Source organism: Clostridia bacterium (assembly GCA_017554615.1).
Taxonomy (GTDB): Bacteria; Bacillota; Clostridia; order UMGS1840; family HGM11507; genus SIG450.
Window position 1 is genome coordinate 1 of sequence record JAFZHY010000018.1, and the last position, 23,809, is coordinate 23,809.

The window sequence follows — 23,809 nt, forward strand, 5'->3', positions numbered from 1 at the left end:
AACTAGTTAATCGGACGCGAGCTCATCTTAAGGCACCTCAGTTTTGATATCTCTCTCATGCGGGAGAAATATGTTATGCGGTATTAGCACAGATTTCTCTGTGTTATCCCCCTCCTTAAGGCAGATTACTCACGCGTTACTCACCCGTCCGCCGCTTTCCACTTAATCATTCACCCGAAGGATCATTCTTAAGTTTCTCGCTCGACTTGCATGTGTTAGGCACGCCGCCAGCGTTCGTCCTGAGCCAGGATCAAACTCTTAATAAAAAATTTATTAATCGTTCAAATTAATTCTGACTTAGTTTTGCTAGCTTTTTCTTTGCTTGCATTTCCTTTATTACCTTGGTTCATTTTTAAACTCAGTTTAAAACTCATTTTTAAAAAATTTCAAGGACCATCATATTGTTTAATTTTCAAAGACCGATGCCAGATTTGTTCCAGCAACTTTCTTAATATACCATACTATTTTTTATATGTCAAGCAAATTTTTAAAATTTTTTTATATTTTTTTAAATCACAAGAAATACTTAAAAATCATAAATTATAATAGATTATCTGCGGAGGTGCTTTATTATGAACAGGAAGATTCTTATACTTGGAGGAGACTTAAGACAACTTACTGTTGCAAAGGAATTTAAAAATGATGGATTTGATGTTTCCTTTTACGGATTTGATAACTCTACCGAGTCTATTCCTTATTATATATACAGTGATTTAGAAAAAGGAATTTTGGAAAATGATATACTCATAATGGGCATACCCTTATCCAGAGATAACCTGTATTTAAATGCACCTTTTTCCAAGAAAAATATAAAATTATCTGAAATAACAGAATATTCTGATTCTAAAAAACTTCTTTTTGGGGGTATTTTAAATTCTTCATTCAAAAGCGAATTAAAAGCGAAAAACATTTTAAGTTTTGATTACGGATTAAGGGAGGAACTTAGTGTATACAATGTTATTCCAACAGTTGAAGGGGCAATCTCCATTGCGATAAATGAAACTCCTTTTACTCTGCACGGGTCAAACATACTTATTTGCGGGTTTGGAAGAATAGGAAAAATACTTGCAAAAAGTTTATCTTCTCTTGGAGTTAACGTTACGGTAAGCGCCAGAAAATTAGAAGATTTATCATGGATTGATTGCTATGGATATAAAAAAATTAAGACAAAGAATATTTATGATAATATAAACAAATTTGATATTATATTTAACACCATACCATCTTTGGTAATTGATGAGGAATGTTTAAAGAGAGTTAAGAAAAATTCAGTTATAATAGATCTTGCATCGGGAAGCGGAGGCATAGATTTCAAATATGCAAAACTTCTTGACATAAAAGTTATACGCGCTCTTTCTTTACCTGGGAAAATTGCACCCCAGACCGCAGGAATAATAATCAAAAATACAATCAGTAATATCTTAACTGAGTTGGGGGTTAAAATATGGGGAATGTGAATGTGGGCTTTGCCCTCACCGGTTCCTATTGCACATTTAATAAAGTTATACCCCAAATTGAAAAAATCAAAAATATGGGGTATAATGTTATACCTATTGTATCAGATAATGTATTTAAGACAGATACAAGATTCACTGATGCAAAAACTCTTATTGAAAAATTAGAAGATATATGTAAAAACAAGGTTATTTCAACCATTAAAGATGCTGAGCCGATTGGTCCTAAAAATCTTATTGATGCGCTTATTATTGCACCTTGCACCGGCAATACATTGGCAAAGTTATCAAACGGTATTACCGATACATCTGTTACAATGGCAACTAAGGCAACATTAAGGAATTTAAAGCCTATTATAATAGCAGTATCGACAAATGACGGACTTGGAAATTCGCTTAAGAATATAGGATTTCTTTTAAATTATAAGGGAATATTCTTTGTTCCTTTCAATCAGGATGCGCCTTTTGATAAGCCACGCTCATTAGTTGCAAATATGGATGAAATAGATAAAACTCTTCTTTTTGCAATAGAGGGAAAACAGATTCAGCCTATTATATACGAAAAATGACCATTCAAAAATATTAAAAAAGTTCAGGAACTTTCCTGAACTTTTTATGTATTAACAATTTGTTTCTTCTTTAAATGATGGAACGAGGTTTTTTAATTTATCTCTTATGCTGGAAGAATCTTCTTCATTTGCATATTTCAAAAGCACATCAATATCTTCTTTTAATTTTTCAAAGTCGATATTATTAGGTTTTGCAACAAAGATTTTTTTATTCTTGGTTGAAGACAGACCTTCTTCATCCATAAGCAGTTCCTCATATAATTTTTCGCCCGGTCTTAGACCCGTAACAACGATATCTATATCTCTGCCCACAGTCAAACCGGATAGTTTTATCATTTTTTCTGCCAAATCATATATTTTTACCGGCTCACCCATATCAAGCACAAATATTTCTCCGCCATTAGCAAAGACTCCTGCTTCCATAACAAGTTGAGCGGCTTCAGGAATAGTCATAAAATACCTTGTAATATCCTTATGTGTAATAGTAACCGGGCCACCGTTTGTTATTTGTTTTTTAAACAGAGGAACAACCGACCCGTTACTTCCCAACACATTACCAAATCTTACTGCAACAAATTTGGTATTACTTATTTTATTTATTCCCTGAATAATCATTTCGCACACACGCTTGGTAGCACCCATAATATTAGTAGGGTTAACTGCTTTGTCTGTTGATATTAAAATAAACTTTTTAACATTGTGTTTATCAGATACAAGACATGCATTAAGAGTTCCTACAATATTATTCTTTACTGCTTCGCAGGATGAATCTTCCATAAGTGGAACGTGTTTATGCGCTGCTGCATGAAATACAACTTCGGGTTTTATTTTTTCAAATATCTTATCTAATCTGTTTTTATCTCTTACACTTGCAATTAAAACTTCAATATCAAGTTCAGGTGCAATGTCTTTTAATTCATTCTGAATATCGTACGCATTGTTTTCATAGATATCAACGATGACAAGTTTTTTCGGTTTGAACGCTGCAATTTGTCTGCAGAGTTCTGAGCCGATAGACCCACCTCCGCCTGTTACTAAAATTACCTTATCGCTTAAATCTTCGGATATATCATCAATATCAAGTTCGATAACATCACGAGGAAGTAAGTCTTCTATCTGAATATCTCTTGCATCTTTGTTAACTTTAACATCGCCTGAAATTCCCATTGTTTTAGGAAGAATTTTAATTTTACAAGAGGTGTTTGCGCAAATATTAAGAATTTCATATTTATCTTTTTCAGAGATGGACGGAATAGCAAGAAGAATTTCTTTAACATTTTTTTCTTCACAAATGTCCAGGATATCATCTCTTGTACCAATTATCTTGATACCGTATACCAATGACCCGCTTTTTCTTAAATTGTCATCTACAAGCCCGACTATGTTATAGTTAGAATATTTATCTCTTCTTATACCTCTTATAGCCAATGCTGCAGAGTCCCCTGCTCCAATAATAAGTAAATTTGTTTTCACATTATTGGTTTGTGCAAAATACTCTTCTAAGAAAGCATAAACAACCTTTATTCCTACTCGGTATCCAAGACACATAATAATAGACACTATTCCGGATGCAATAACATATTTATAAGGCAAGAAATAGTTGCCAAAAAATCCTGTTGCAAGGCCAACTATTGCAACTGCTCCTATACTCGCTAAGAAACCTGAGAAATATTCCTTCGTTCCTGTATAAACCCAAAGCGAGGAGTAAAAATCTATTACATTAAGAGCAATTACAATTGCAACTCCTGTTACTATAACAGAATATGTTGCCTGAGGAGTTTTTAAAAAACTTATAAAATCATTTCTTATTAACATTACAACAAGAAAATATGCAATAGCAACCATGCAAAAGTCTATAAACATTAAAAATAATTTTCGTAAATTTCTTCTCATGGGTAAAATACCTACTTACTCAATATTTTTTCCGAATTTTCTTCTATTTTCTTAATCAACTGTTCTCCGTATTTTTTCTCTATGTATTTATATGCTTTATCCATATTTGGACTTCTCTTTTTTAAGTTATGACAATCTGTGCCTAAAAGATCAATTCTTTTTTCCTTAATCATTTTACGCATAGTCTTTTTCATTCTTCTGTCTATAAAACTTTCTGCATTAACCTGTATATACATATCAAGATCAAAGAAAGGCTCAATCATAGAAAAATCATCTCTGACTCCCACATATCTTTCAACATGAGCAAGAATTATATCTATTTTATATTCCATAGATATTCTGTAAAGTTCATTATATATCCAGCCATTTAAAAAGACAAACGGAAGTTCAATTAAAACTGCATCTGTATTTTCTATACACAGTTTTCTTATATCTAATGCAATAACCTCTTTGCAAAATGCTACTTCCGCACCTAAAACAATCTTCGGAACATCAAGACCGTTTTCTTCAACATATGCCATTAACTCTTTGAAACATTTGTCTCTTCTTTTAAGAAAACTTTCCAAGGATTCCATAGAGGCATTAAAATGTGGCGTCGCAACAATGGTATCTACACCTTGAGTTTTAGACAATAAAAGCATTTTTGCCGCAACTTCTACATCTTGTGCCCCGTCATCCATGTCGGGGAGGATGTGAGTGTGAAAATCAACCATATTAACACCTTTCTACTATTATCAATAATAGTAACTGCTATACTGATAGTAGTTTTTGTATTTATAGTTTCCGTATCCTACTTTTGATGTAAATGAATATGACGATAAGTCAACATCATTTAAGATAAATCCTAAAACTTTAGCATTTGCAAATTCCATTGAACTTATTGCTTTATAAACCATATCCTGAGTAGTAAATTTATGACGAACAACAAACAGAATTCCGTCTACAAATTTTGCTATTGCAGAAGTATCTGCAACTACATTAACAGGAGGGGTATCAAGGAATATATAATCATATTTCTCGGACATTTCATCAAGAAGTTTTGACATATTTTCACTTGATAAAAGTTCAATCGGGTTAGGAGGAGTATGCCCTGCTGTTATAAAGTCGATATTTAAATCTTTATTTCTTTTAAGGCAGTCTTCCAAACTGTCAAACCCACCTAAAACATTTGATAAACCTTTTTTATTATCTACACCAAGATATCTGTGAAGTTTTGGTTTTCTTAAGTCACAGTCGATTATAAGAACTTTTGTATTCGCCATAGCAAAAGTGATCGCTGTGTTTACGGATGTTAAAGATTTACCTTCACCAGGAATTGAAGAGGTAACAATTATTCTTTTACATCCTTTGTTTGAATTCAGTGAAAAGATAACATTAGTTCTTGTTGTTTTATACGCTTCTTTAATATTAAATTTGGTATCGTCGTTAATGATATTTGCCATATCATCTTCATATGAAAGAGGTTTTTTCTTACTGAAGAATCCACCTAATTTTACTTTCTTATTTGATGCACTCATTTTACTTACCTCCTTTTGTTAAAGATGATTCTAAATCAGGGATAACCCCAAGTATTGGTAAATCAAATTTAGAAACTAAATCGTCTTCTGTTTTGATTCTTGTATCAAACAGTTCTATTATAAATATAATAAGAACGCCTAAAATCATACCAAGTAACACACCTATAATTGTGTTAAGAGTTTTGTTAGGGCTTGAAGGAGTAACAGGAGTAGATGCTTCATCAATTATTGCAACAGAACCTCCGCTTCCTATATCATTAACTGCTCTTTGAGCATTTGTTAAAATAAGTTCACAGATAAGTCTTGCATCTGCCTTGTCGGTACACACAACTTCTACTTCCAGAACTTCAGTTTCGTTAAGTGATGAATATTGCACCATACCTTTTAACTGGCTTTCTGTATATGTTGTTCCGCTTTCTAAGGCAACCTGTTTTAAAAAGGTATTGGTTTTAAAAATTTCTGTGTATGTATTAAGTAGTCTTGCAGAAGCATTTAGTGTATTGATACTTTCTGCCGGTCTTTCTCCGTCCGGATTTGCAGATGGATTTGAACTGCTTACTAAAAGCTTACCTGTTGATGTATACATCTCTGGTATTAAAAACTCGGTAACTGCTAAAAATATACCGCCAAGTAAAATCGTAGTAACAACGAGAATCCACCAACGCTTCATCACCATTGATACAACGCTCATTAAATTAATCTGATCATTCATGTTTAATCCTCCGTAACATAAAATACGCATTATACTGCATATAACAGTATATCACACATAAATAAATATTGCAACCATAAAAGAAATATTTTTTATTTCAAAAAGTTCTTGACTTTTTTTTACACTTAATATATAATTTAATGGCTGTATTATGGAATACAGGTTCCTTGCCCTTTGGAGTTAAGAGGGCCAAATGTCCAGAAGGAGGTGTAAGAAATGGTTGAAATTAAAAACAAGTATGAAACTATATTCATTGTTAACCCTACAATTGAAGAAGAAAAAATCAATGAATTAGTTGAAAAATTCAAAAACTTAATTTCTGCTAATGGTGAACTTACAAATGTTGATATTTGGGGTAAAAAAAGATTAGCGTATGAAATTAACGATTTGACAGAAGGATACTATGTGTTTATGGAATTCACATCTGTTCCTTCATTCCCACAAGAACTTGAAAGAATTTACAAAATCACAGACGGTATCATTCGTGATATAGTTGTTAAGCAGGAAGACTAATATTTTAAAAAATTAGCGAGGTATTTATTATGTTTAACAAAGTAATTTTAATGGGTCGCCTAACAAGAGATCCTGAGCAGTCAACTTCACCAAGCGGTGTTGTGGTTACTCGTTTCACTCTTGCTGTTGACAGAAGATTTCAAAGGCAGGGGGAAGAAAGACAGACAGACTTTTTAAACATTGTTACTTTTAACAGAACTGCTGAGTTTGTTAAAAAATATTTTGTTAAAGGTCAGTTGGCTCTTGTATCAGGCTCAATTCAAACAAGATCATGGGACGGTCAGGATGGGCAGAAGCGTTATGCTACTGACATTATTGCCGAAGAAGTTAATTTTGTAGGAAGTAAGAAAGACAATCCTCAGGGCGGAAGCGTAAATGACTTTAGTGAAGAAGCAAAACCTTCTAATAATGAATTTATGCCACTTGATGATGACGATTCTCTTCCGTTTTAATCGAAAAAATATCAATAAATAGGAGGTGCGCCAGATGGCTGAAATGGAAAAATCATTCAAACCAAGAAGAATGAAAAGAAAAGTTTGTAATTTCTGTGTTGAAAAAGCAACTTCAATTGACTATAAAGATGTTCCAAAACTAAGAAAGTATCTTTCTGAAAGATCTAAAATTCTTCCAAGAAGAATTACAGGTACTTGTGCTAAACATCAAAGACAGTTGACAACTGCTATTAAAAAGGCAAGACATATTGCTCTTGTTCCTTTCACAACAGACTAATAAATACAAAAATAGCAGAGGATGTTATCCCCTGCTATTTAAATTTAAATAAGAGAAAATTGGGTAGTTGCGCTCATATTTTTTTGAGTGAGGAAAGTCCGGGCTTCGCAGGGCAGGATGCCGGATAACGTCCGGTGGAGGCGACTCTAAGGAAAGTGCAACAGAAAATTACCGCCTGTATTTTACAGGTAAGGATGAAAAAGTGAGGTAAGAGCTCACTAAATATGCGGGAGACCGTGTATTTGTGTAAACCCCATCCGAAGCAACACTAACTGAAAAATTAAGTTTGCCCGACATTTTTCGAATTGTGGCTTGATGCCCGAAGCAATTCGGGTACCAGATAGATGACTACCTTAAATGACAGAACCCGGCTTACAGATTTTCTCTTTTATTAAGTTAAAAAATACAGGCGAAATGATTAAAATCATTTCGCCTGTTTTTTATACATCTTTTGTTTCTTTAGTAATACTTACTTTGCCTTCTGCAAACTCTTTAGTAGCCACTGAAACGGTTTTTTCATAATCAGACACAGTTAACGGATCACTTCCGTCTTTAATGTCTCTCGCTCTCTTGGTTACAGAAATAATAAGCCCGTATCTTGAACCTGCTTTGTTAACCAAATCCTGAAATTCTTTAAAAATCATCTTAATACCTCCATTTGTTCAATGACTCTTTCTTTTTTGCATTTTTCTGCTTTTATTATAGATAATACATCAGAAACTGCTTCTTCTATATTATCATTTACAACTATATAGTCATAATTTTTAGCAACCTTTACTTCTTCTTTTGCAGTTGCAATTCTTAAGTCTATTACCTCTTTTGTTTCTGTGCCTCTTCCTTTAAGCCTTTTTTCAAGTTCGTCAAAGGATGGTGGTGCAATAAAAATCATAACACACTCGGGCATATTTTTCTTAACCTGCATAGCGCCCTGAATTTCAATCTCCAATATTACATCTATTCCATCATTAAGTTTATCTTTAACAGGCTTTACGGGAGTTCCGTACGAGTTTTCGCAAAATCTTGCCCATTCTAAAAACTCATTATTTTTTATCATATCTTCAAATTCATTATGAGTTTTAAAATAGTAATTTATTCCTTCCACTTCCCCTTCTCTTTTACTTCTTGTAGTAGCGGAAACCGATAAAAATAAATTATTGTTCTTCATAATCTTACTGACAACTGTACCTTTGCCGACTCCTGAAGGTCCTGAAATAACATATAACTTACCTGTCATTTTTAAAAACCTCCTCGGAATTTTCGTCAAGACGGTTGGCTATTGTTTCAGGCTGAATTGAGGATAGAATTATATGGTCGCTATCTGTTACAATAACTGACCTTGTTCTTCTTCCATAACTTGCGTCTACTAAATTCCCCTTTTCTCTCGCTTCCTGAATTATTCTTTTTATCGGCGCAGAATCAGGGCTTACCACTGCAACAATTTTATCAGCAAGAACAACATTACCATAACCTATATTAATTAATTTCATACAAAACCCCTACTCTATGTTCTGAATCTGTTCTCTTATATTTTCTATTTCACTCTTTAATTCAACAACAACCTTTGAAGTTTCAAAGTCATTACATTTTGAGCCGATTGTGTTAACTTCCCTGTTCATTTCCTGAACTATAAAGTCTAACTTTTTACCGACTGCTTCGCCCCTTTCAAGCAAAGAATTAAATTCTTTGATATGGCTTGAAAGTCTTACAGTTTCTTCAGCAGTAGTTATTTTATCAGCATATATGGCTGCTTCCTGAATAACTCTTTGCTCATCAAAACTGCCTAAAATTTCTTTAAGTTTTGCATATAGTTTTTCTCTGTATTCACTAACTATCTGCGGTGCTCTTTCTTCAACTATTTTGCCTAATTTTTCTACTTTTGTAAGTCTTATCTGAAGGTCATCTCTTATTCTCTGACCTTCTCTTTCTCTCATTAAAATAAAATCATCAAGACATGCTCCTAAGACTTCCATTACGCTGTTTGCAACCTTTAATTCGTCCGCTTCCTTATATTCGAGTTCAAAGATGTCATTAAATCTTGACATAAGCCTTATGTCAATTTTATCATCTGTCCCAAGTTTGTTCTTTAAAGCAGTTAGTACTGATATGTAATTTTCGCACAAAGGCTCATTTAGTACTATCTCTTTTTCATCACTTCCCACAAGTTTTATGTATACAGATACTTCAATTTTACCCCTTGTGATTACTGATGAAACCTTTTCTCTTATTTTTTCTTCCAAAAATGCATAGTATTTAGGAAGTTTGATATTAAGGTCAAGATATCTGTGGTTTACAGACTTAATATCAATGTTTATATCATATTCATTGACAGACATTTTACATCTGCCAAATCCTGTCATACTTCTTACCATAATCTTCTCCTTTTATTGTTATATTTTATCAGTTTTAAATTAGTTTTGTCAAGTAATATTGATAAGGCGTTTACCTGTTTTTTTAGCATATTCTACTGTATAATATGTGCCTCCGTAATTCCTTTTTAAATATGCTACCAAAAGGTCGCACCTCTCACATAGCGCTCTGTTTCTTTGATGCATACAAAAGTTATTATACTCTTCGGATATATACTCCAAACTATCACAGTTATCAATAATATAACGGTAAATTTTTTTATTGTAGTTATTCCATTTTAAATCCTGATTTTTGCACGGAAGGATAAGGTTTAGTTTTATATCATATTCTTTTTTAAGTTCAATTACTGTAATTGCACTTAAAAAATCAAAACCTATTGCTCCACCGTTATAAAACTCTAAATATCCATCTTCTATAAGTTCTATAATTAATTTTTTTAGTTTTTCTTTAACTTCATAAGTATTTTCTATTATTCTGTGCCCTGTAAAAGAGCATACTTTTTTATTCATTATACCTCTAAATCATATCTAATTCTTTGAAAAAATCAAGGCGTTCATTATTATTTTCGCCTGCCAAAATTTCCTTTTTCGGCTTAATTGAATCTATCATCCTGTGAACCCATGCAATAGGCATAAGAAGAATGTTTTTTTCAACATAAGGATAGTTTATACTCATAAACTTCCTGTTTGGAAATAATCTTGCAAGTTTTCTTTTATTGTAGTATTCAGAAATATCTTTATTCTTTATACTTTTATATCTTTCGGCTAAATATAAATCATAAAAACCTTTCCTGTCTGAATCTTTACCGAATACTCCCCCGCACTCCATATCAAAAAGAATTTTTTCAAGGAGTTTTTCATCAATTAAAGAAGTATCTACTAAATCTTTCGGAAAATCAAAATATCTTTTTCCAATTTCTATTATATATGAAAACACAGTATCAAACTTAAGGTTTTTAAGATGTGTGTTCACTCTGTCAAAGTCAATTTTTGAAAAATTATTTTCTATATATAAAAGTGTATCTGCAAGTTGCCTTACTCCTACACCTTCTGAAATAAAGTGTTTTAGAAAATGCATAAGTAAAAACAGTGCATTATCGGTATATCCTAATGTTTTAAGTTCACATTTATCAAAACCTAAAAAAGTTACATGATCTTCATCATATTTAATTTCATTATTAAAGGTAACATCTTCTGTCTTTACTCCGTACATTCTGTTATGAATCTCAATAAGCCCTGAGGTGGGATGTTCACATCTTATCTGGTGTGATTCATACAGTTGTTCTTCTATAATAAATCCTTCTTCTTTTAGTATTTCAAGACACCTGTCAGTTTCTTCTTTATCTATTAAAATATCGGTATCAGATGAAATTCTTGCTAAAGGGGTGTTATAATATAAAGAAACACTTTCCCCTTTTAATATACAGCAGTTTATACCGTTATCCTCTAATTTTTTTATAATGTTATGCACAAAAACAAGTCTTTTGGAATTAAGTGTGCATTTTATTAAAAACTCATTATTAAGTTTATTAAAGATATCAGCCTCTATAATAGTTTTATCTTTATCATATAATTTTTTTAAAGACAAAAAGACTGTATCCCATATCCCTTGTTTTTTGGATATGATATACACGTCTTTAATATTTATATCAGATTTAATTTCAGGTTCTTTGCCTCTTATTGCACAATTATAAAGATAAATTGTATCAAGAAAATTTTTAGTCATTTTACTTTCCTAAACCCTTTATAAGAAAATCTATTGATTCTCTTCTCTTTTCGTTAAGTAATTGTTCTATCTTTTCATAGTCTATTTTTTCATTTATACTAAGTTCTTTATTTTCTTTCATTTCTCTTTCTGTAAGAGATAGAGAAGATGCTAAAGTTGTAAGCCTTGAATTATGATTATTCGGACTTACCGACAAATCATAAAAGAACTCTTTGTTTAAAACAATAGATAGCGCCATTCCGTGGAATGATGATGTTAATACATATTTAGCGTTATTTAAAAGTGTAAGAAATTCTATACAGGATGGATTCTTTAAATTCAAAACTCCCTTTTTATTCATAAAATTCATATGAGCCCATATCACAGGATACCCTGTTTTTTCAGACAGTTCCAATGCTTTTTTATAAATATTAGGAGTATTTGCAACTGTATATACAAATATGTAATCACCGTTTTTATTATGATTAACAAATTTATAATAATCTTCTTTTTTAAGAAGAAGAGTCGGGTCAAGCACTAATTCTGAGTTATGCCCTAATTCCTTAAGAGATTCCAAGCCCTCTTCTTCACGCACGGATATAGCATTAAATGTTGTTAAATTTTCTTTAAATATGTGAGTATAATTTTTAGGAATAGTTTTATAACCTAAACTTGCTGCATATGATAATTTTATCTTATCTTCTTTTGCAAAATTTAATATGTAATTTTCGTCGGCACCGTTTAAATTAAAGTTCCAGACCTGATCACTGCCCGTTATAAATGCATCAAATTCTTTATTTGCATCAGTAATATTATCTTTATTATAAACTCTACTAATTTTAAGATTCTCTTTTGTAAATTTATCAAATTCTTTCTGAGATTTTTTTTGAGTATGTACCAAGAGACCCCATTTTATAAATTCTTTTATACTTCTTAACTCATATATTTTTTTAATTTTGTATGCTTTTTCTATATTCTCGCATTTATAGTCTATTATTTCGCATTTATAGCCTAAGTCAGAAACAACTTTATTTAAGGCATATGACTGAAGCACTGCCCCGCAATTTCTTGTACTGTGATAAGTTATAATACCAACTCTCATAAAAAGACTCCTTAGCCATTTTTATTTTGCATATATGATTTAATACAGGCAATAAAGAATGCATTTAAAAGCATAAAAGATATACCATATAGTGGATTACCGGCAAAATTATATGTTAAAAATACAACCTGCATATATATACATGTTAAGAATGTTGTTTTTTCCTTTATTGTAACAGCTTTTTCATTTTTCTCAGCATCTTGTATTTGTTTGAAAACTTTACAACTCTTTACAAGTGATGAAATAAGAATAACAACATAAGTTATTAAACCAAATATTCCTGCTTCTGCAAGAATCTGAAGATATGAATTATGAGTTGATATTCCATAATATACAGGAAGAACTGCTAAGCCACAGCCAAAAATCGGATTTTCTTTCCATAATAATAAAGTTTCTCTCCATAATTCCATTCGTCCGTTGGTAATATCCCCTGATTCTAAAAGCTCATTCATCTTTTCTATAACATTAAGCATCGCAGAATTTGACCTGAAGATATAATAGGCTACCGTAACCACTATAATTGACAAAATAATATTCTTAGTTGTTTTTTTAGTTCCTTTATTATAAACAAAAAATACAAATATTGTGGCAATCAGATTGGAAAGAATATAACTTCTTTTAACAGTAAGAAGTATGGCAAATATGCCCAACATAACAAAAAATAAATTTCTTCCTTTCTTCTCTCCCGTCATAAGACCGCAAATCGAGTACCCTAAGAAAATGGATATAAAATATGCCGCAAACCCTGTCTGCCCTGCAATGCCCGAATATGCACCAGCCTCGAAAAGGCCCATATATTTATCAACTGCATCCCCTGTATACAAGGTATTTACAATCGCTTTTATCTGGTCAGGAATAAACAAAGAAAGAATAACAGCCATAGTATGAATAAAAGCAAAGAAATAAAAAATCTTTGACATCTTCATATGCCAACCGTATACACTTTCAAAAACAAGTTTTGCCGCAAATGTAACAAGTACAACCAGCATAAATTTATAACTTTCAGTCTGATATACCGAAACCAATGCTGATATCCACATAAATATAACGAAAACAAGCCATGCTCTGTTATCCTTATCCATAGTCATAACCGAACTGAAAATATATAAACTTATAGGAACTATGGATACACCAAGTAAAACATAACCATTACCTATTAAAAAATAGAAAAAGCCTGTTATTGCAAAAAGCAAAATGGAAAGATCTATTAAAAATATATTTTTTTTCATTTTTATTCCTCAAATAATATTTAATAATCTATGTAACACGATTTTTAAATATTTATATCTTTCTTGTTTTATTTAGTATAGGATAAATCTTCTTCGTAAAGGCCTGACATATCAAGTTCTCCGAAACTTTCTATCTTACTGCCGTTTACCATAAAAGAAACTTTATTTATCTCTTCAAACTGACAAAGCGTATTTACAACCGAATATACACATAAAAGTTCTCTTAACGAACCACCTGTGTTATATTCTGTAAAAGACTCAGAAAAATCAACTGTGCATATATCGTTATTAAGTGTAACACTGTTAATAACCGTTCTTTTATCAATTGTCGAATGAAGATTTGTATAAGACGGTCCTTCGATAAGTTTTTCTAAAACCTTTTTGTATTTATTTTCAGATTCTTTTAATATAATTTCGGTATCTGTTTTTTGAAGTTTTATCCCTGAAGAGTCAAGATAATAAACTAAAGCAGTTATCTTAGTTGTATTTTCATATGGCTTTTCATACGGTTTATTTGTAATTTCTGATATAATAAATATTCCTGCAATTAAAATTATAATAACTGCTAAGACTAATGCTATGACTTTTTTATTCATATAATCACCTTTTTTATAAAACATATAATCACATTTTATCAATTTTATTTTATAACATATCACAAATATTGTCAACTAAATTTACGCATATAGACTATCTTTTTACATATGCTAACGAGGGTGATTTTATGGAAAAAAACAAATTGTGGAAAGAATTTGAAAAAACAGGAAATATTAAAGATTATTTAAAGTATAAACAGGCTTAGTACAGAGTAGTAGTACTACACTAAATCAGGCATACTGTTTTTTACAGTATGCCTGATTTAAATTTACTTTTTTAAGATAAAACCATTGCGCTCCATCCGCCCTGGGAATTTATAAGGTCAATATTAAAACCGTTTTCTTTAGCAAAATTTAAAACTTCTTCTTCTCTTTCTTTTATTATTCCAGATATTATAAACTTACCCTTTTCGTTTAAATATTCTTTTATATGAGGGATAAGTTCTTTTATTATATCTGCAACGATATTTGCAATAATAAGGTCGTATTTACCTGATATATTTTTAAGCAAATCACCCTCAAAAACATTAATAACATCACTTTTATCATTAATCATAACATTTTCTTTAGCGATTTTAACTGCAAGAGGGTCAATGTCTATGGCTGTTATATCATCTGCACCGTAAAGAGAGGCTGCAATAGAAAGGATGCCTGACCCTGTTCCAATATCAAGAACTTTTTTTGTGTCTTTTGAAACTATATCTTTAATAAAGGTTACACACATCTTTGTTGTTTCATGAGTGCCAGTGCCAAATGCCATACCACTGTCTAAAATTATTACCTTTTCATCTTCTTTTTTCTCATAATCTTCCCATGCGGGAACAATTACAAGGTCATCTGTTATATTAAATGTCTGATAATATTTTTTCCAGCCATTTTCCCAGTCTTCTGCTTTTAACTTCTTACTTGTTATATCAAAGCCCTGTTCTTTCCCCTTAATTAAAATTTCTTCTGCTTCCAAATCATCTTCTACATAAACTTTAACAAAGGCTTTTTTCATATCCTTATTTAAAATTTCTTCGTCGATATAGTCCCATCTTACTTCGCTCTGATGTTCTATTATATCATTAGGGTCTTCAATACTTTGAGATAAAATACCAAGGTTACAGAAGAAGATATTTGCTTCTTCTATTTTTTCAGGCTCTGTTGTTATGCATATTTCGTTCCAGTACATCAGTTAAACAACTCCTTTATGCTGTCAAAGAATTTTTTTCTTTTTGAATGATTCTGAGGCTCAAAAGTTTCCTGAAAGTCTTTTAATATTTCCTTTTGCTTTTGGCTTAATTTTTTTGGAACTTCCACGCTTACAGTAACATACTGGTTACCTTTACCGTTTCCTCTTAAGTTAGGAATACCTTTGCCTTTTAAAATAAAACGGTCATCATTCTGAGTTCCTTCAGGAATAGTCATTTCTACTTTTCCGTGAATAGTAGGAACGATTATTTTACCACCTAACGCTGCTTCGGAAAATGTTATAGGAATCTCAACAAAAACATCATAGTCTTCCCTTACAAAAACAGGATGTTTCTTTATAGCAACTGTTATATATAAATCTCCTGACGGACCACCAAATTTTCCTGCTTCCCCTTCGCCTCTTAAAGATATTCTCTGACCGTGGTCAATACCAGCAGGAATATTAACTTTAATAGTTCTTGATTTTCTTACATTGCCTGAGCCTCTGCACTCGGAACAAGGGTTTTCTACTATTTTACCTCTTCCATTGCAACGCGAACATGTACGCATATTTACAAACTGACCCAGCACAGTTCTTTGGACAACTCTTTCCTGACCAGAACCGTTACATACAGGGCAGGTTTTAACATCATCTTTTGTTTTACCGCCTGTGCCATCGCATTTTTCACATTTTTCGTTTCTTGAAATTGTTACTTCTTTTTCTACGCCGAATGCTGCTTCAAGAAAATCAATTTCAATAACTTTTTCCACATGTCTTCCTCTTTGAGGGCCAGTTCTCTGAGTAGTTCCACCACCGAAACCACCAAAGCCTGAGAACATATTTTCAAATATATCCGAAAAGCCTCCGAAGCCTGAAAAACCACCATCAAATCCCCCGAACCCTCCGTTAGGGTCAAAAGCACTATGACCGTATGTATCATACTTGCTTCTTTTATCAGGGTCGGATAACACTTCGTATGCTTCGTTAACTTCAACAAACTTATCCTGAGCCTCTTTATTATCAGGGTTAACATCAGGATGATATTTTTTTGCCATCTGACGATATGCTTTTTTTATTTCTTCAGGTGTTGCCCCTTTTGAAATGCCAAGCACCTCATAGTAATCTCTTTTTTCTGCCATATATACACCACCACAAATTGCAGGCTCTTAATTTGAGCCTGCAACTTAAATTATTTATTTTCGTCTTCGTCTACCACTTTATAGTCTGCTTCATATGCACCGTTATCTGCTGTATTTCCTTCCTGTGCGCCCATATCCTGATTAGGTGCAGCCTGCTGATAAAGTTTCTGAGCAAACTCGTAGATTTTCTGGTTAAGTTCTTCTGTGCCTTTTTTAATAAGTTCTGTATCTGTGCCTTTTAATGCTTCTTTTAGAGCATCAATTTTTTCAGTGATTGCTTTTTTGTCGTCTTCTGTTAATTTATCTCCTGCTTCGTTTATTGTTTTTTCTGTCTGATAAATTAAAGAGTCAGCATTGTTTCTTGCTTCGATTTCTTCTTTTTTCTGTTTATCTTCATTTGCGAATGCTTCTGCTTCCTTAACTGCCTTGTCAATTTCTTCATCGCTTAAGTTTGTGCTTGAAGTAATTGTAATTTTCTGTTCATTACCTGTGCCTAAGTCTTTTGCGGAAACATTAACAATACCATTGGCATCAATATCAAATGTTACTTCTATCTGAGGAACTCCTCTTGGTGCAGGAGGAATATCTGTTAACTGGAATCTTCCTAATGTTTTGTTACCTGCAGCCATTTCTCTTTCCCCTTGAAGAATATGAATATCAACACTTGTCTGGGAATCTGCAGCAGTTGAGAACACCTGACTTTTCTTTGTAGGAATAGTAGAGTTTCTTTCAATAAGTTTTGTGCAAACTCCGCCTAATGTTTCAATACCAAGTGAAAGTGGTGTAACATCAAGTAAAAGTAAATCTTTTACATCACCTGCTAAAACTCCACCCTGAATTGCTGCACCGATAGCAACACATTCGTCAGGGTTTATGCCTTTAAATGGCTCTTTACCTGTGAATTTTTTAACTGCTTCCTGAACTGCAGGAATTCTTGTTGAACCACCAACTAAAAGCACTTTATCAATTTCTGATGCGCTAAGACCTGCATCCTGTAATGCCTGACGGGTAGGAATCATAGTTTTTTCAACAAGGTCTGATGTTAATTCATCAAATTTTGCTCTTGTTAAAGTGATGTCCATATGTTTAGGGCCGGTAGCATCTGCTGTAATAAACGGTAAGTTTATGTTTGCAGTTGTAACCCCCGATAAGTCAATTTTCGCTTTTTCTGCTGCTTCTTTAAGTCTTTGAAGAGCCATTTTATCCTGTCTTAAATCTATTCCGTTTTCCTTTTTGAATTCTTCTGCAAGGAAGTCGATTATTTTCTGGTCAAAATCGTCTCCTCCAAGACGGTTGTTACCACTTGTTGCAAGTACTTTAAATACTCCGTCTCCGATTTCTAAGATAGATACGTCGAATGTACCTCCACCCAAGTCATAAACCATAATTTTCTGCTCGTTATCTTTGTCAAGCCCGTAAGCAAGAGCAGCAGCAGTAGGTTCGTTAATAATTCTTAATACTTCAAGCCCTGCTATTTTACCTGCGTCTTTTGTAGCCTGTCTTTGAGAATCACTAAAATATGCAGGAACAGTTATAACTGCCTGAGAAACTTTTTCTCCAAGATAACTTTCTGCATCCGCTTTTAATTTCTGTAAAATCATAGCAGAAATTTCCTGTGGAGAATATTCTTTATCGTCTATTTTAACCTTTTTATCAGACCCCATATCTCTTTTAATTGAGATAATTGTTTTATCAGGGTTTGTAATTGCCTGTCTTTTAGCAACAGGGCCTACCAATCTTTCGTTTTCTTTTGCGAAAGCAACAACTGATGCTGTTGTTCTTGCGCCTTCAGCGTTAGGAATAACGGTTGCTTCTCCGCCTTCCATAACTGCTACACATGAATTTGTTGTACCTAAATCAATACCTATAACTTTTGCCATTTTAATTTCCTCCTAATTAGCAACTTTTACCATACTGTAACGTATTATTTTGTCATTTAATCTGTATCCTGTCTGGAATACTTCTACAATTTCTTTTTCTTTATAATTTTCATCATCAATATGCATTACTGCATTATGACAGTTAGGGTCAAATGTCTGCCCCAGCGCCTCAATCTCAACAACATTTAAATCATTAAGAACCTTTTCAAACTGCTTTATAGTAAGTTCTACTCCTGTTTTTAACGCTTCGTCTTTCGTTTCGTGAGTTAACGCTAATTTAAGTGTATCAAACACGGGAAGCATTTTAGATATAAGTTCGCAAAGGGTATATTCATATAATTCCCCTTTTTCCTTCTGAGTTCTTTTTTTGTAATTATCAAACTCTGCAAGAATTCTTATATATTTATCCTTAAAATCTTCTTCCTCTTTTGATTCTTCATTTTCAACCGTAGTTTCTACTTCTTCTTTTACTTCTTCTTCGTTTTTAATTTTTTCCTTTTGTTCCAATCTATTCATCTCCTTCCTCTTTATCAGGATTAAACCCCTCGTTAAGAGAATTTCTTATATATTCTAAAGACGAAATTGCTTTTCCATAGTCCATTCTTGTCGGACCGATAATTCCTATTGCCCCGTACACAGAGTCGGTAATCTTATATGTCGAAAGCACCATACTAAGACCTTTGGTTTCATCGATATTACTTTCATCACCGATAACAACATTTAAAATATCGTCTTTAATATTTGATACAAGAATATTTTTCATTTTTGATTTGTCATGTACAAGTTCAAGAAAATCTTTTGCCTTTTTAATATCCTTAAATTCAGGAAGGGCAAGCATATTTGTTTCTCCGCTTAAATAAATGTCATTTTCATTTATTTCGCTGATAGTTGAATATACAAATTCAAGTATTTCTACAACTGCTCTGTGGTCGCCCCTTAATTTTAAAGTAAGTTCTTCAAAACTTGTCTGGCTGATTTCTTCAATAGTATGCCCTGCTATATACTCATTGAGTTGCTCTTTAAGTCCGCTTATAAAATCAAGGTCTACTTCCATCTTAAGATGAATATGCTTACTTTTTACCACATTTGTATCTGTAACAAGAATAAGCATTATATTTGACTTATCAAGCATTATAAACTCAATATTTTTGATATAACCTTTAGTGTAGTCAGGAGTAAGGGCTACTGCTGTTAAATTAGTGTGGCTTGATGCTATATCAAGAACCTTTTTTATGTAAAAATCAAGGTCTCTCATCTTCTGTTGCATCTGAAGTTTTAAATTACCTATTTCCTGCATTTGCACAAGGTAAGTCTGGATAAGGTTATCAACATATGTTCTGTACCCTAAATCAGACGGAACTCTTCCTGAAGATGTATGAGTTTTAACAAGATAGCCTAAATCTTCAAGGTCAGCAAGTTCATTCCTTATTGTTGCAGATGATAAAGATATATCGTGATTTTTTGCAATATGCCTTGAACCGATAGGCTCGGCAGAATTGATATAATCTTCTATTACTGCTTTTAAAATCTTTTTCTTTCTGTCTGTTAAACTCACTTGCCTCCCCCTTTCTTACTTTTCCATTGTTAGCACTCCTCTTTAGTGAGTGCTAACAAATAATAATCTACCATTATTTTATTCGTTTGTCAATAGATTTATTCCTTTTTTTAACAAAAAAACTTACAGTTATTATTCTGTAAGTTTTTCGTTAAATAAATTTATTTTGAAAAAGTCGCTTTTCTTTACATCAAGGTTATAATCGTCTATTAATTTTCTTACCCTTTCTTCTACTATTTCAATATCTTCCCTTAGAGTTCTTGCACTCATACGAAGTGCACCGCTTCCGAAAATTATCATCTGCTCCAAGGCATCTGATGTGGCAACGCTCACTTTATAGTTTTTTGAAAGTTCGTGGGCAGTTTTTTCAATATATGAGTCGGCAGTCTGAGCCTCTTTTGTATATACAATATTTATACCGTTTATTTTTTCTTTTTCTCCGGGGTTACCCTTAACCTTATACGCATCAAAAACAACTATTATTTCAATATTTTTAAATGTTTTATAAGTTACCAGTCTGTCTGTAAGAAGAGTTCTTGCACTCTCTAAACTGTCTTTTGCAACTTTTTTTAAATCATCCCATGCAAATATAATATTATATCCGTCAATTAAAAGATATTCTTTTTCATATTTTTTCTCTTTAAGTTTAACATCTTTTACTGTTACAGCATCTTTTTTTGTATACATAGCGTCATGAGGTAACTTTACTTTAACTTTTCCGTATGTGTTTTCAAATATTTTTAAAAGTTCCTCATCGGTTGAAAAAAACTTTTCTCTTTTTTCCTTTTTCTCTTCTTTTATCTCAGGTTTTAAGATACTTTCAAGATGCATATAATTTGTAACATCCGTCCATTTAACATTAAAACCTGCTCCGTGAGAACAAAAAATAGAATCGGCAGTATTTTCTATATCCGAATCAGCATCATACGCTATATCTTCTATAACTTTTTCCTGGTCTTTACACGGTTTATAGTTTGAAAATTTAGTGTTAAGTTTTCCCATTCCGCGGGTAAAGGAAATAAGTTCATATTTATAATCACTTATTTTCTTAGCAGGGCATTCCCCTGATATTTTAGTTATATTCCCCTTTGAATAAGGAGCGTCAAATTCTGCGCCCATATAATTTAAGTCGGTCATAACTTTGCCGATATTTTCCGAAGGCACTTCGATAGTAAAAGTGCAATATGGCTCAAGCACCACACTCTTTGCACTTCTTAACCCATGACGGACTGCCCTGTATGTTGCCTGACGAAAATCTCCGCCCTCGGTATGTTTTAGATGGGCTTTTCCTGATTTTAATGTTATTTTTATATCTGTAACAGGAGAGCCTGTTAAAACTCCTAAATGTGTTTTTTCCATTAGGTGATTAAGAATAAGGCGTTGCCAGTTTTTATTGAGGCTGTCTTCATCAGCATCCGTTTCAAACTGCATTCCACTTCCTACAGGCAATGGCTCTAAAAGAAGATGAACTTCTGCATAATGGCGAAGCGGCTCATAATGCCCTACTCCCTCAACCGTATTTAAAATAGTTTCTTTATATATAATGCCACCCTGCGAAAAAGTTACATCAACACCATATCTTTTAAATATCAGTTCCTTTAACACTTCAAGCTGAACTTCTCCCATAACGCTTAAGCGAATTTCTTTAAGCCTTTCGTTCCATGAAATATTAAGTTTTGTTTCTTCTTCCTCTAATTTTTTTAAATCTCTTAAAAATGATGTAACTTCAGTTTCTTTAGGATAGTTAACCTTATAACTGAATATCGGCTCGGCAGTAAGAGTTTCTGCATTTTCCAAAAAACCAAGACCCTGCCCTGCATATGTTGTTTTTGGGCCGACTAAAGCGCAAACCATTCCTTTGGACAAAGTATCGCATGTTTCATACTTATCCCCTGAATATATCCTTATTTCGTTTATTTTTTCTTTGTTTATTATAGATTTTACGCCCAAACTCCCGCCTGTTACCTTTATAAATGTAAGACGGTTTCCCTTTTCATCTTCGGATATTTTAAACACCCTTGCCCCAAATTCTTTATATAAAAAAGGCTCACAGGTTAAATCACAGAATGAATGTAAAAATTCTTCCACTCCGATATGTTTAAGTGCTGCTCCCATATAGCAGGGAAATATTTTTCTTCTTTTTATAAGTTCTTTTATATTATCTTTTAAAATTTTTCCTGTTTTAAAATATTCGCTCATCGCCTTTTCATCACATAAGGCTATATTTTCGTAAAATTCGTCTGTACCATATAATGAAAAGTCAACAAAATTACCTTTAAATTCATCTTTTAAGTCGTTTAATGTATTCTCATAAGAAAAGCCATTAAGGTCAGACTTATTTACAAATATAAAAACAGGGATGTTTTTTTCACAAAGTAAGTTCCAGAGCGTTATAGTATGGCTTTGAACCGAGTCAGTTCCGCTTACCACCAAAACTGCATAATCAAATACGCTTACCGTTCTTTCAGTTTCTGCGAAAAAGTCCATATGCCCAGGAGTGTCAAGAAGGGTTATTTCAGTTTCGTCTATCTTTAATACTGCGTGTTTTGAAAATATGGTGATGCCTCTTTTTCTTTCCTGCTCATCAGTGTCAAGAAAACTGTCGCCATTATCAACTCTGCCCATTTTTCTTATTTTACCTGATGCGTATAAAAGCCCCTCGGACAGAGTGGTTTTTCCTGCATCAACATGGGCTAATATTCCCGCAGTTATTCTCTTCATTCTTTCCCTCCTTTTTATATTTTAAGTATTCTTGCTAACCTTAATAAAAAACTATTCCGTCTCTTTACTGCTTTTAAAAGACCGTGTTTTTCAAAGTCTTTTTTAAACTTATTCATTTGTTTAACCCTGTAAGAATCAGTAGAGTATAGCGGAAGATTTGTTTCTTCGCTTACATCATCAAAAAGGTTAAGATAAGGGATACTCTTTAAAAAGTCTTCTCCTTTTTTTGTATAAACATACGCATAGGATGTGCCATAATAATTAAAACCGGGGTCTGTAATTTTTATTCCCCAATAGTTACTTATGGTCATATCCGATTTATGATTATCCCCTTTATATTTACAATAGTAGCATTTTTCATCCTTTAAAAAGTCAAACGCTACTCCTAAATCTGTTTTTGCAAGTTCTTCTATGTATTCACTGTTATCCTCAAAAACTACCTTTATACACACAGGATACCAACTTGGGTTTTTATACGGTGTTATAATATTTTTAACTTTTTGGTTGTATTTTTCTTCCAGATGTTCTACATAACTTTTAAACCCGCAAGGCAACGTCGGGCCATTGCATTTTAAATCACAAGTTATAAGATTATCGGTTGGAAGTTTTAAATTATTTATCTTTTTTATAATATAATATACATCACAAGGAAGACCGATAAAAATAACTTTTTTCCCACACTTAATATCCTCTGTTAAAGATGATACTATACTCTCATCCAATGCTGCTTTTACATATTTTGAAGTTATAAGTTTATTTAACTTATCTCTGTCAGTAACCCTTATATAACTCGCGCCTTTAAAATCATCAGTATAAGACGCACCGTAACACACCCCACCTTTATCTAAAACCTTAGTATACATAGCATAGGCAAAGCCTCCCGATGCTGTTTTTTTTAACATTTTTTCATCTTGTATCTGTCCATAATAACATTTCATAATAAAACTCCTAAAAT

25 protein-coding genes, 1 rRNA gene and 1 other RNA gene are annotated in these 23,809 nt (G+C 32.6%); 6 read left to right on the forward strand and 21 right to left on the reverse strand.

The window, feature by feature from the left end:
* Positions 1 to 266: ribosomal RNA gene (locus tag IKZ35_04350) — 16S ribosomal RNA — on the reverse strand; the annotation flags it as partial.
* 306 nt (positions 267 to 572) lie between these two features.
* Here IKZ35_04350 and dpsA point away from each other — a divergent pair.
* Positions 573 to 1,457, forward strand: coding sequence for a dipicolinate synthase subunit DpsA (gene dpsA, locus IKZ35_04355; protein MBR4893194.1), 885 nt, complete (start codon positions 573 to 575; stop codon positions 1,455 to 1,457).
* Complete coding sequence (locus tag IKZ35_04360; GenBank protein ID MBR4893195.1) at positions 1,445 to 2,023, forward strand: dipicolinate synthase subunit B; 579 nt, start codon at positions 1,445 to 1,447, stop codon at positions 2,021 to 2,023. Before dpsA ends, IKZ35_04360 begins: the two co-directional genes overlap by 13 nt.
* 51 nt (positions 2,024 to 2,074) lie before the next feature.
* Here the strand turns inward: IKZ35_04360 and IKZ35_04365 are convergent, their stop codons facing one another.
* Genes IKZ35_04365 through IKZ35_04380 form a run of 4 tightly spaced genes read right to left on the reverse strand, consistent with a single transcriptional unit; the run spans position 2,075 to position 6,145 of the window.
* Positions 2,075 to 3,886 carry a polysaccharide biosynthesis protein gene (locus IKZ35_04365; protein MBR4893196.1) on the reverse strand — a complete coding sequence of 604 codons (1,812 nt, stop codon included), beginning with the start codon at positions 3,884 to 3,886 and terminating at the stop codon, positions 2,075 to 2,077.
* 41 nt (positions 3,887 to 3,927) lie between these two features.
* Positions 3,928 to 4,629 (reverse strand): hypothetical protein, encoded by a 702-nt coding sequence (locus IKZ35_04370; GenBank protein MBR4893197.1) that lies wholly within the window; start codon positions 4,627 to 4,629, stop codon positions 3,928 to 3,930.
* A 21-nt stretch (positions 4,630 to 4,650) separates the two neighbouring features.
* Positions 4,651 to 5,433 (reverse strand): CpsD/CapB family tyrosine-protein kinase, encoded by a 783-nt coding sequence (locus IKZ35_04375; protein ID MBR4893198.1) that lies wholly within the window; start codon positions 5,431 to 5,433, stop codon positions 4,651 to 4,653.
* 1 nt (position 5,434) lies between these two features.
* On the reverse strand, positions 5,435 to 6,145 hold the full coding sequence (locus tag IKZ35_04380; protein ID MBR4893199.1) for a hypothetical protein: 711 nt from the start codon (positions 6,143 to 6,145) through the stop codon (positions 5,435 to 5,437).
* Positions 6,146 to 6,361: 216 nt separating this feature from the next.
* Between IKZ35_04380 and IKZ35_04385 the strand changes: the two genes are divergently transcribed.
* From IKZ35_04385 to rnpB, 4 genes are all read left to right on the forward strand, one after another.
* Positions 6,362 to 6,658, forward strand: coding sequence for a 30S ribosomal protein S6 (locus IKZ35_04385; protein ID MBR4893200.1), 297 nt, complete (start codon positions 6,362 to 6,364; stop codon positions 6,656 to 6,658).
* A gap of 29 nt (positions 6,659 to 6,687) precedes the next feature.
* Positions 6,688 to 7,110, forward strand: a complete 423-nt coding sequence (locus tag IKZ35_04390) for a single-stranded DNA-binding protein (protein MBR4893201.1) — start codon at positions 6,688 to 6,690, stop codon at positions 7,108 to 7,110.
* 34 nt (positions 7,111 to 7,144) lie between these two features.
* Positions 7,145 to 7,387 (forward strand): 30S ribosomal protein S18, encoded by a 243-nt coding sequence (locus tag IKZ35_04395; GenBank protein MBR4893202.1) that lies wholly within the window; start codon positions 7,145 to 7,147, stop codon positions 7,385 to 7,387.
* A gap of 51 nt (positions 7,388 to 7,438) precedes the next feature.
* Positions 7,439 to 7,778, forward strand: an RNA gene (gene rnpB, locus IKZ35_04400) — RNase P RNA component class A.
* A 49-nt stretch (positions 7,779 to 7,827) separates the two neighbouring features.
* Here the strand turns inward: rnpB and rpoZ are convergent.
* The 16 genes from rpoZ to IKZ35_04480 form a co-directional block, all read right to left on the reverse strand.
* On the reverse strand, positions 7,828 to 8,031 hold the full coding sequence (rpoZ, locus tag IKZ35_04405; protein ID MBR4893203.1) for a DNA-directed RNA polymerase subunit omega: 204 nt from the start codon (positions 8,029 to 8,031) through the stop codon (positions 7,828 to 7,830).
* Complete coding sequence (gene gmk, locus IKZ35_04410) at positions 8,028 to 8,621, reverse strand: guanylate kinase (protein ID MBR4893204.1); 594 nt, start codon at positions 8,619 to 8,621, stop codon at positions 8,028 to 8,030. Before gmk ends, rpoZ begins: the two co-directional genes overlap by 4 nt.
* Positions 8,611 to 8,874 (reverse strand): DUF370 domain-containing protein, encoded by a 264-nt coding sequence (locus IKZ35_04415; GenBank protein MBR4893205.1) that lies wholly within the window; start codon positions 8,872 to 8,874, stop codon positions 8,611 to 8,613. The genes gmk and IKZ35_04415 overlap by 11 nt, the downstream gene beginning before the upstream one ends.
* Before the next feature lie 9 nt (positions 8,875 to 8,883).
* On the reverse strand, positions 8,884 to 9,756 hold the full coding sequence (locus IKZ35_04420; GenBank protein MBR4893206.1) for a YicC family protein: 873 nt from the start codon (positions 9,754 to 9,756) through the stop codon (positions 8,884 to 8,886).
* A gap of 48 nt (positions 9,757 to 9,804) precedes the next feature.
* A complete protein-coding gene (locus IKZ35_04425; GenBank protein ID MBR4893207.1) occupies positions 9,805 to 10,263 on the reverse strand; it encodes a DUF1273 family protein in 459 nt (152 codons plus the stop codon).
* A 7-nt stretch (positions 10,264 to 10,270) separates the two neighbouring features.
* Positions 10,271 to 11,479 carry a nucleotidyltransferase family protein gene (locus IKZ35_04430; protein ID MBR4893208.1) on the reverse strand — a complete coding sequence of 403 codons (1,209 nt, stop codon included), beginning with the start codon at positions 11,477 to 11,479 and terminating at the stop codon, positions 10,271 to 10,273.
* 1 nt (position 11,480) lies between these two features.
* Complete coding sequence (locus tag IKZ35_04435) at positions 11,481 to 12,560, reverse strand: polysaccharide pyruvyl transferase family protein (protein MBR4893209.1); 1,080 nt, start codon at positions 12,558 to 12,560, stop codon at positions 11,481 to 11,483.
* 11 nt (positions 12,561 to 12,571) lie between these two features.
* Entirely contained in the window at positions 12,572 to 13,789 is a 1,218-nt protein-coding gene (locus IKZ35_04440) for an O-antigen ligase family protein (protein MBR4893210.1), read from the reverse strand.
* 68 nt (positions 13,790 to 13,857) lie between these two features.
* The gene (locus tag IKZ35_04445; protein ID MBR4893211.1) at positions 13,858 to 14,385 is read right to left on the reverse strand and encodes a GerMN domain-containing protein; all 528 of its coding nucleotides are present in this window, start codon (positions 14,383 to 14,385) and stop codon (positions 13,858 to 13,860) included.
* Positions 14,386 to 14,662: 277 nt separating this feature from the next.
* Entirely contained in the window at positions 14,663 to 15,559 is an 897-nt protein-coding gene (gene prmA, locus IKZ35_04450) for a 50S ribosomal protein L11 methyltransferase (GenBank protein ID MBR4893212.1), read from the reverse strand.
* Complete coding sequence (gene dnaJ / locus IKZ35_04455; protein ID MBR4893213.1) at positions 15,559 to 16,698, reverse strand: molecular chaperone DnaJ; 1,140 nt, start codon at positions 16,696 to 16,698, stop codon at positions 15,559 to 15,561. The genes prmA and dnaJ overlap by 1 nt, the downstream gene beginning before the upstream one ends.
* Before the next feature lie 50 nt (positions 16,699 to 16,748).
* Entirely contained in the window at positions 16,749 to 18,578 is a 1,830-nt protein-coding gene (dnaK, locus tag IKZ35_04460; protein MBR4893214.1) for a molecular chaperone DnaK, read from the reverse strand.
* A 12-nt stretch (positions 18,579 to 18,590) separates the two neighbouring features.
* Complete coding sequence (gene grpE / locus IKZ35_04465) at positions 18,591 to 19,094, reverse strand: nucleotide exchange factor GrpE (GenBank protein MBR4893215.1); 504 nt, start codon at positions 19,092 to 19,094, stop codon at positions 18,591 to 18,593.
* Positions 19,087 to 20,133: a heat-inducible transcription repressor HrcA gene (hrcA, locus tag IKZ35_04470; GenBank protein ID MBR4893216.1), complete on the reverse strand. Its 1,047-nt coding sequence runs from the start codon at positions 20,131 to 20,133 to the stop codon at positions 19,087 to 19,089. The genes grpE and hrcA overlap by 8 nt, the downstream gene beginning before the upstream one ends.
* Positions 20,134 to 20,265: 132 nt before the next feature.
* Positions 20,266 to 22,854, reverse strand: coding sequence for a TetM/TetW/TetO/TetS family tetracycline resistance ribosomal protection protein (locus tag IKZ35_04475; GenBank protein MBR4893217.1), 2,589 nt, complete (start codon positions 22,852 to 22,854; stop codon positions 20,266 to 20,268).
* Between the two features lie 14 nt (positions 22,855 to 22,868).
* The gene (locus IKZ35_04480) at positions 22,869 to 23,792 is read right to left on the reverse strand and encodes a Coenzyme F420 hydrogenase/dehydrogenase, beta subunit C-terminal domain (GenBank protein ID MBR4893218.1); all 924 of its coding nucleotides are present in this window, start codon (positions 23,790 to 23,792) and stop codon (positions 22,869 to 22,871) included.
* Positions 23,793 to 23,809 lie beyond the last annotated feature (17 nt).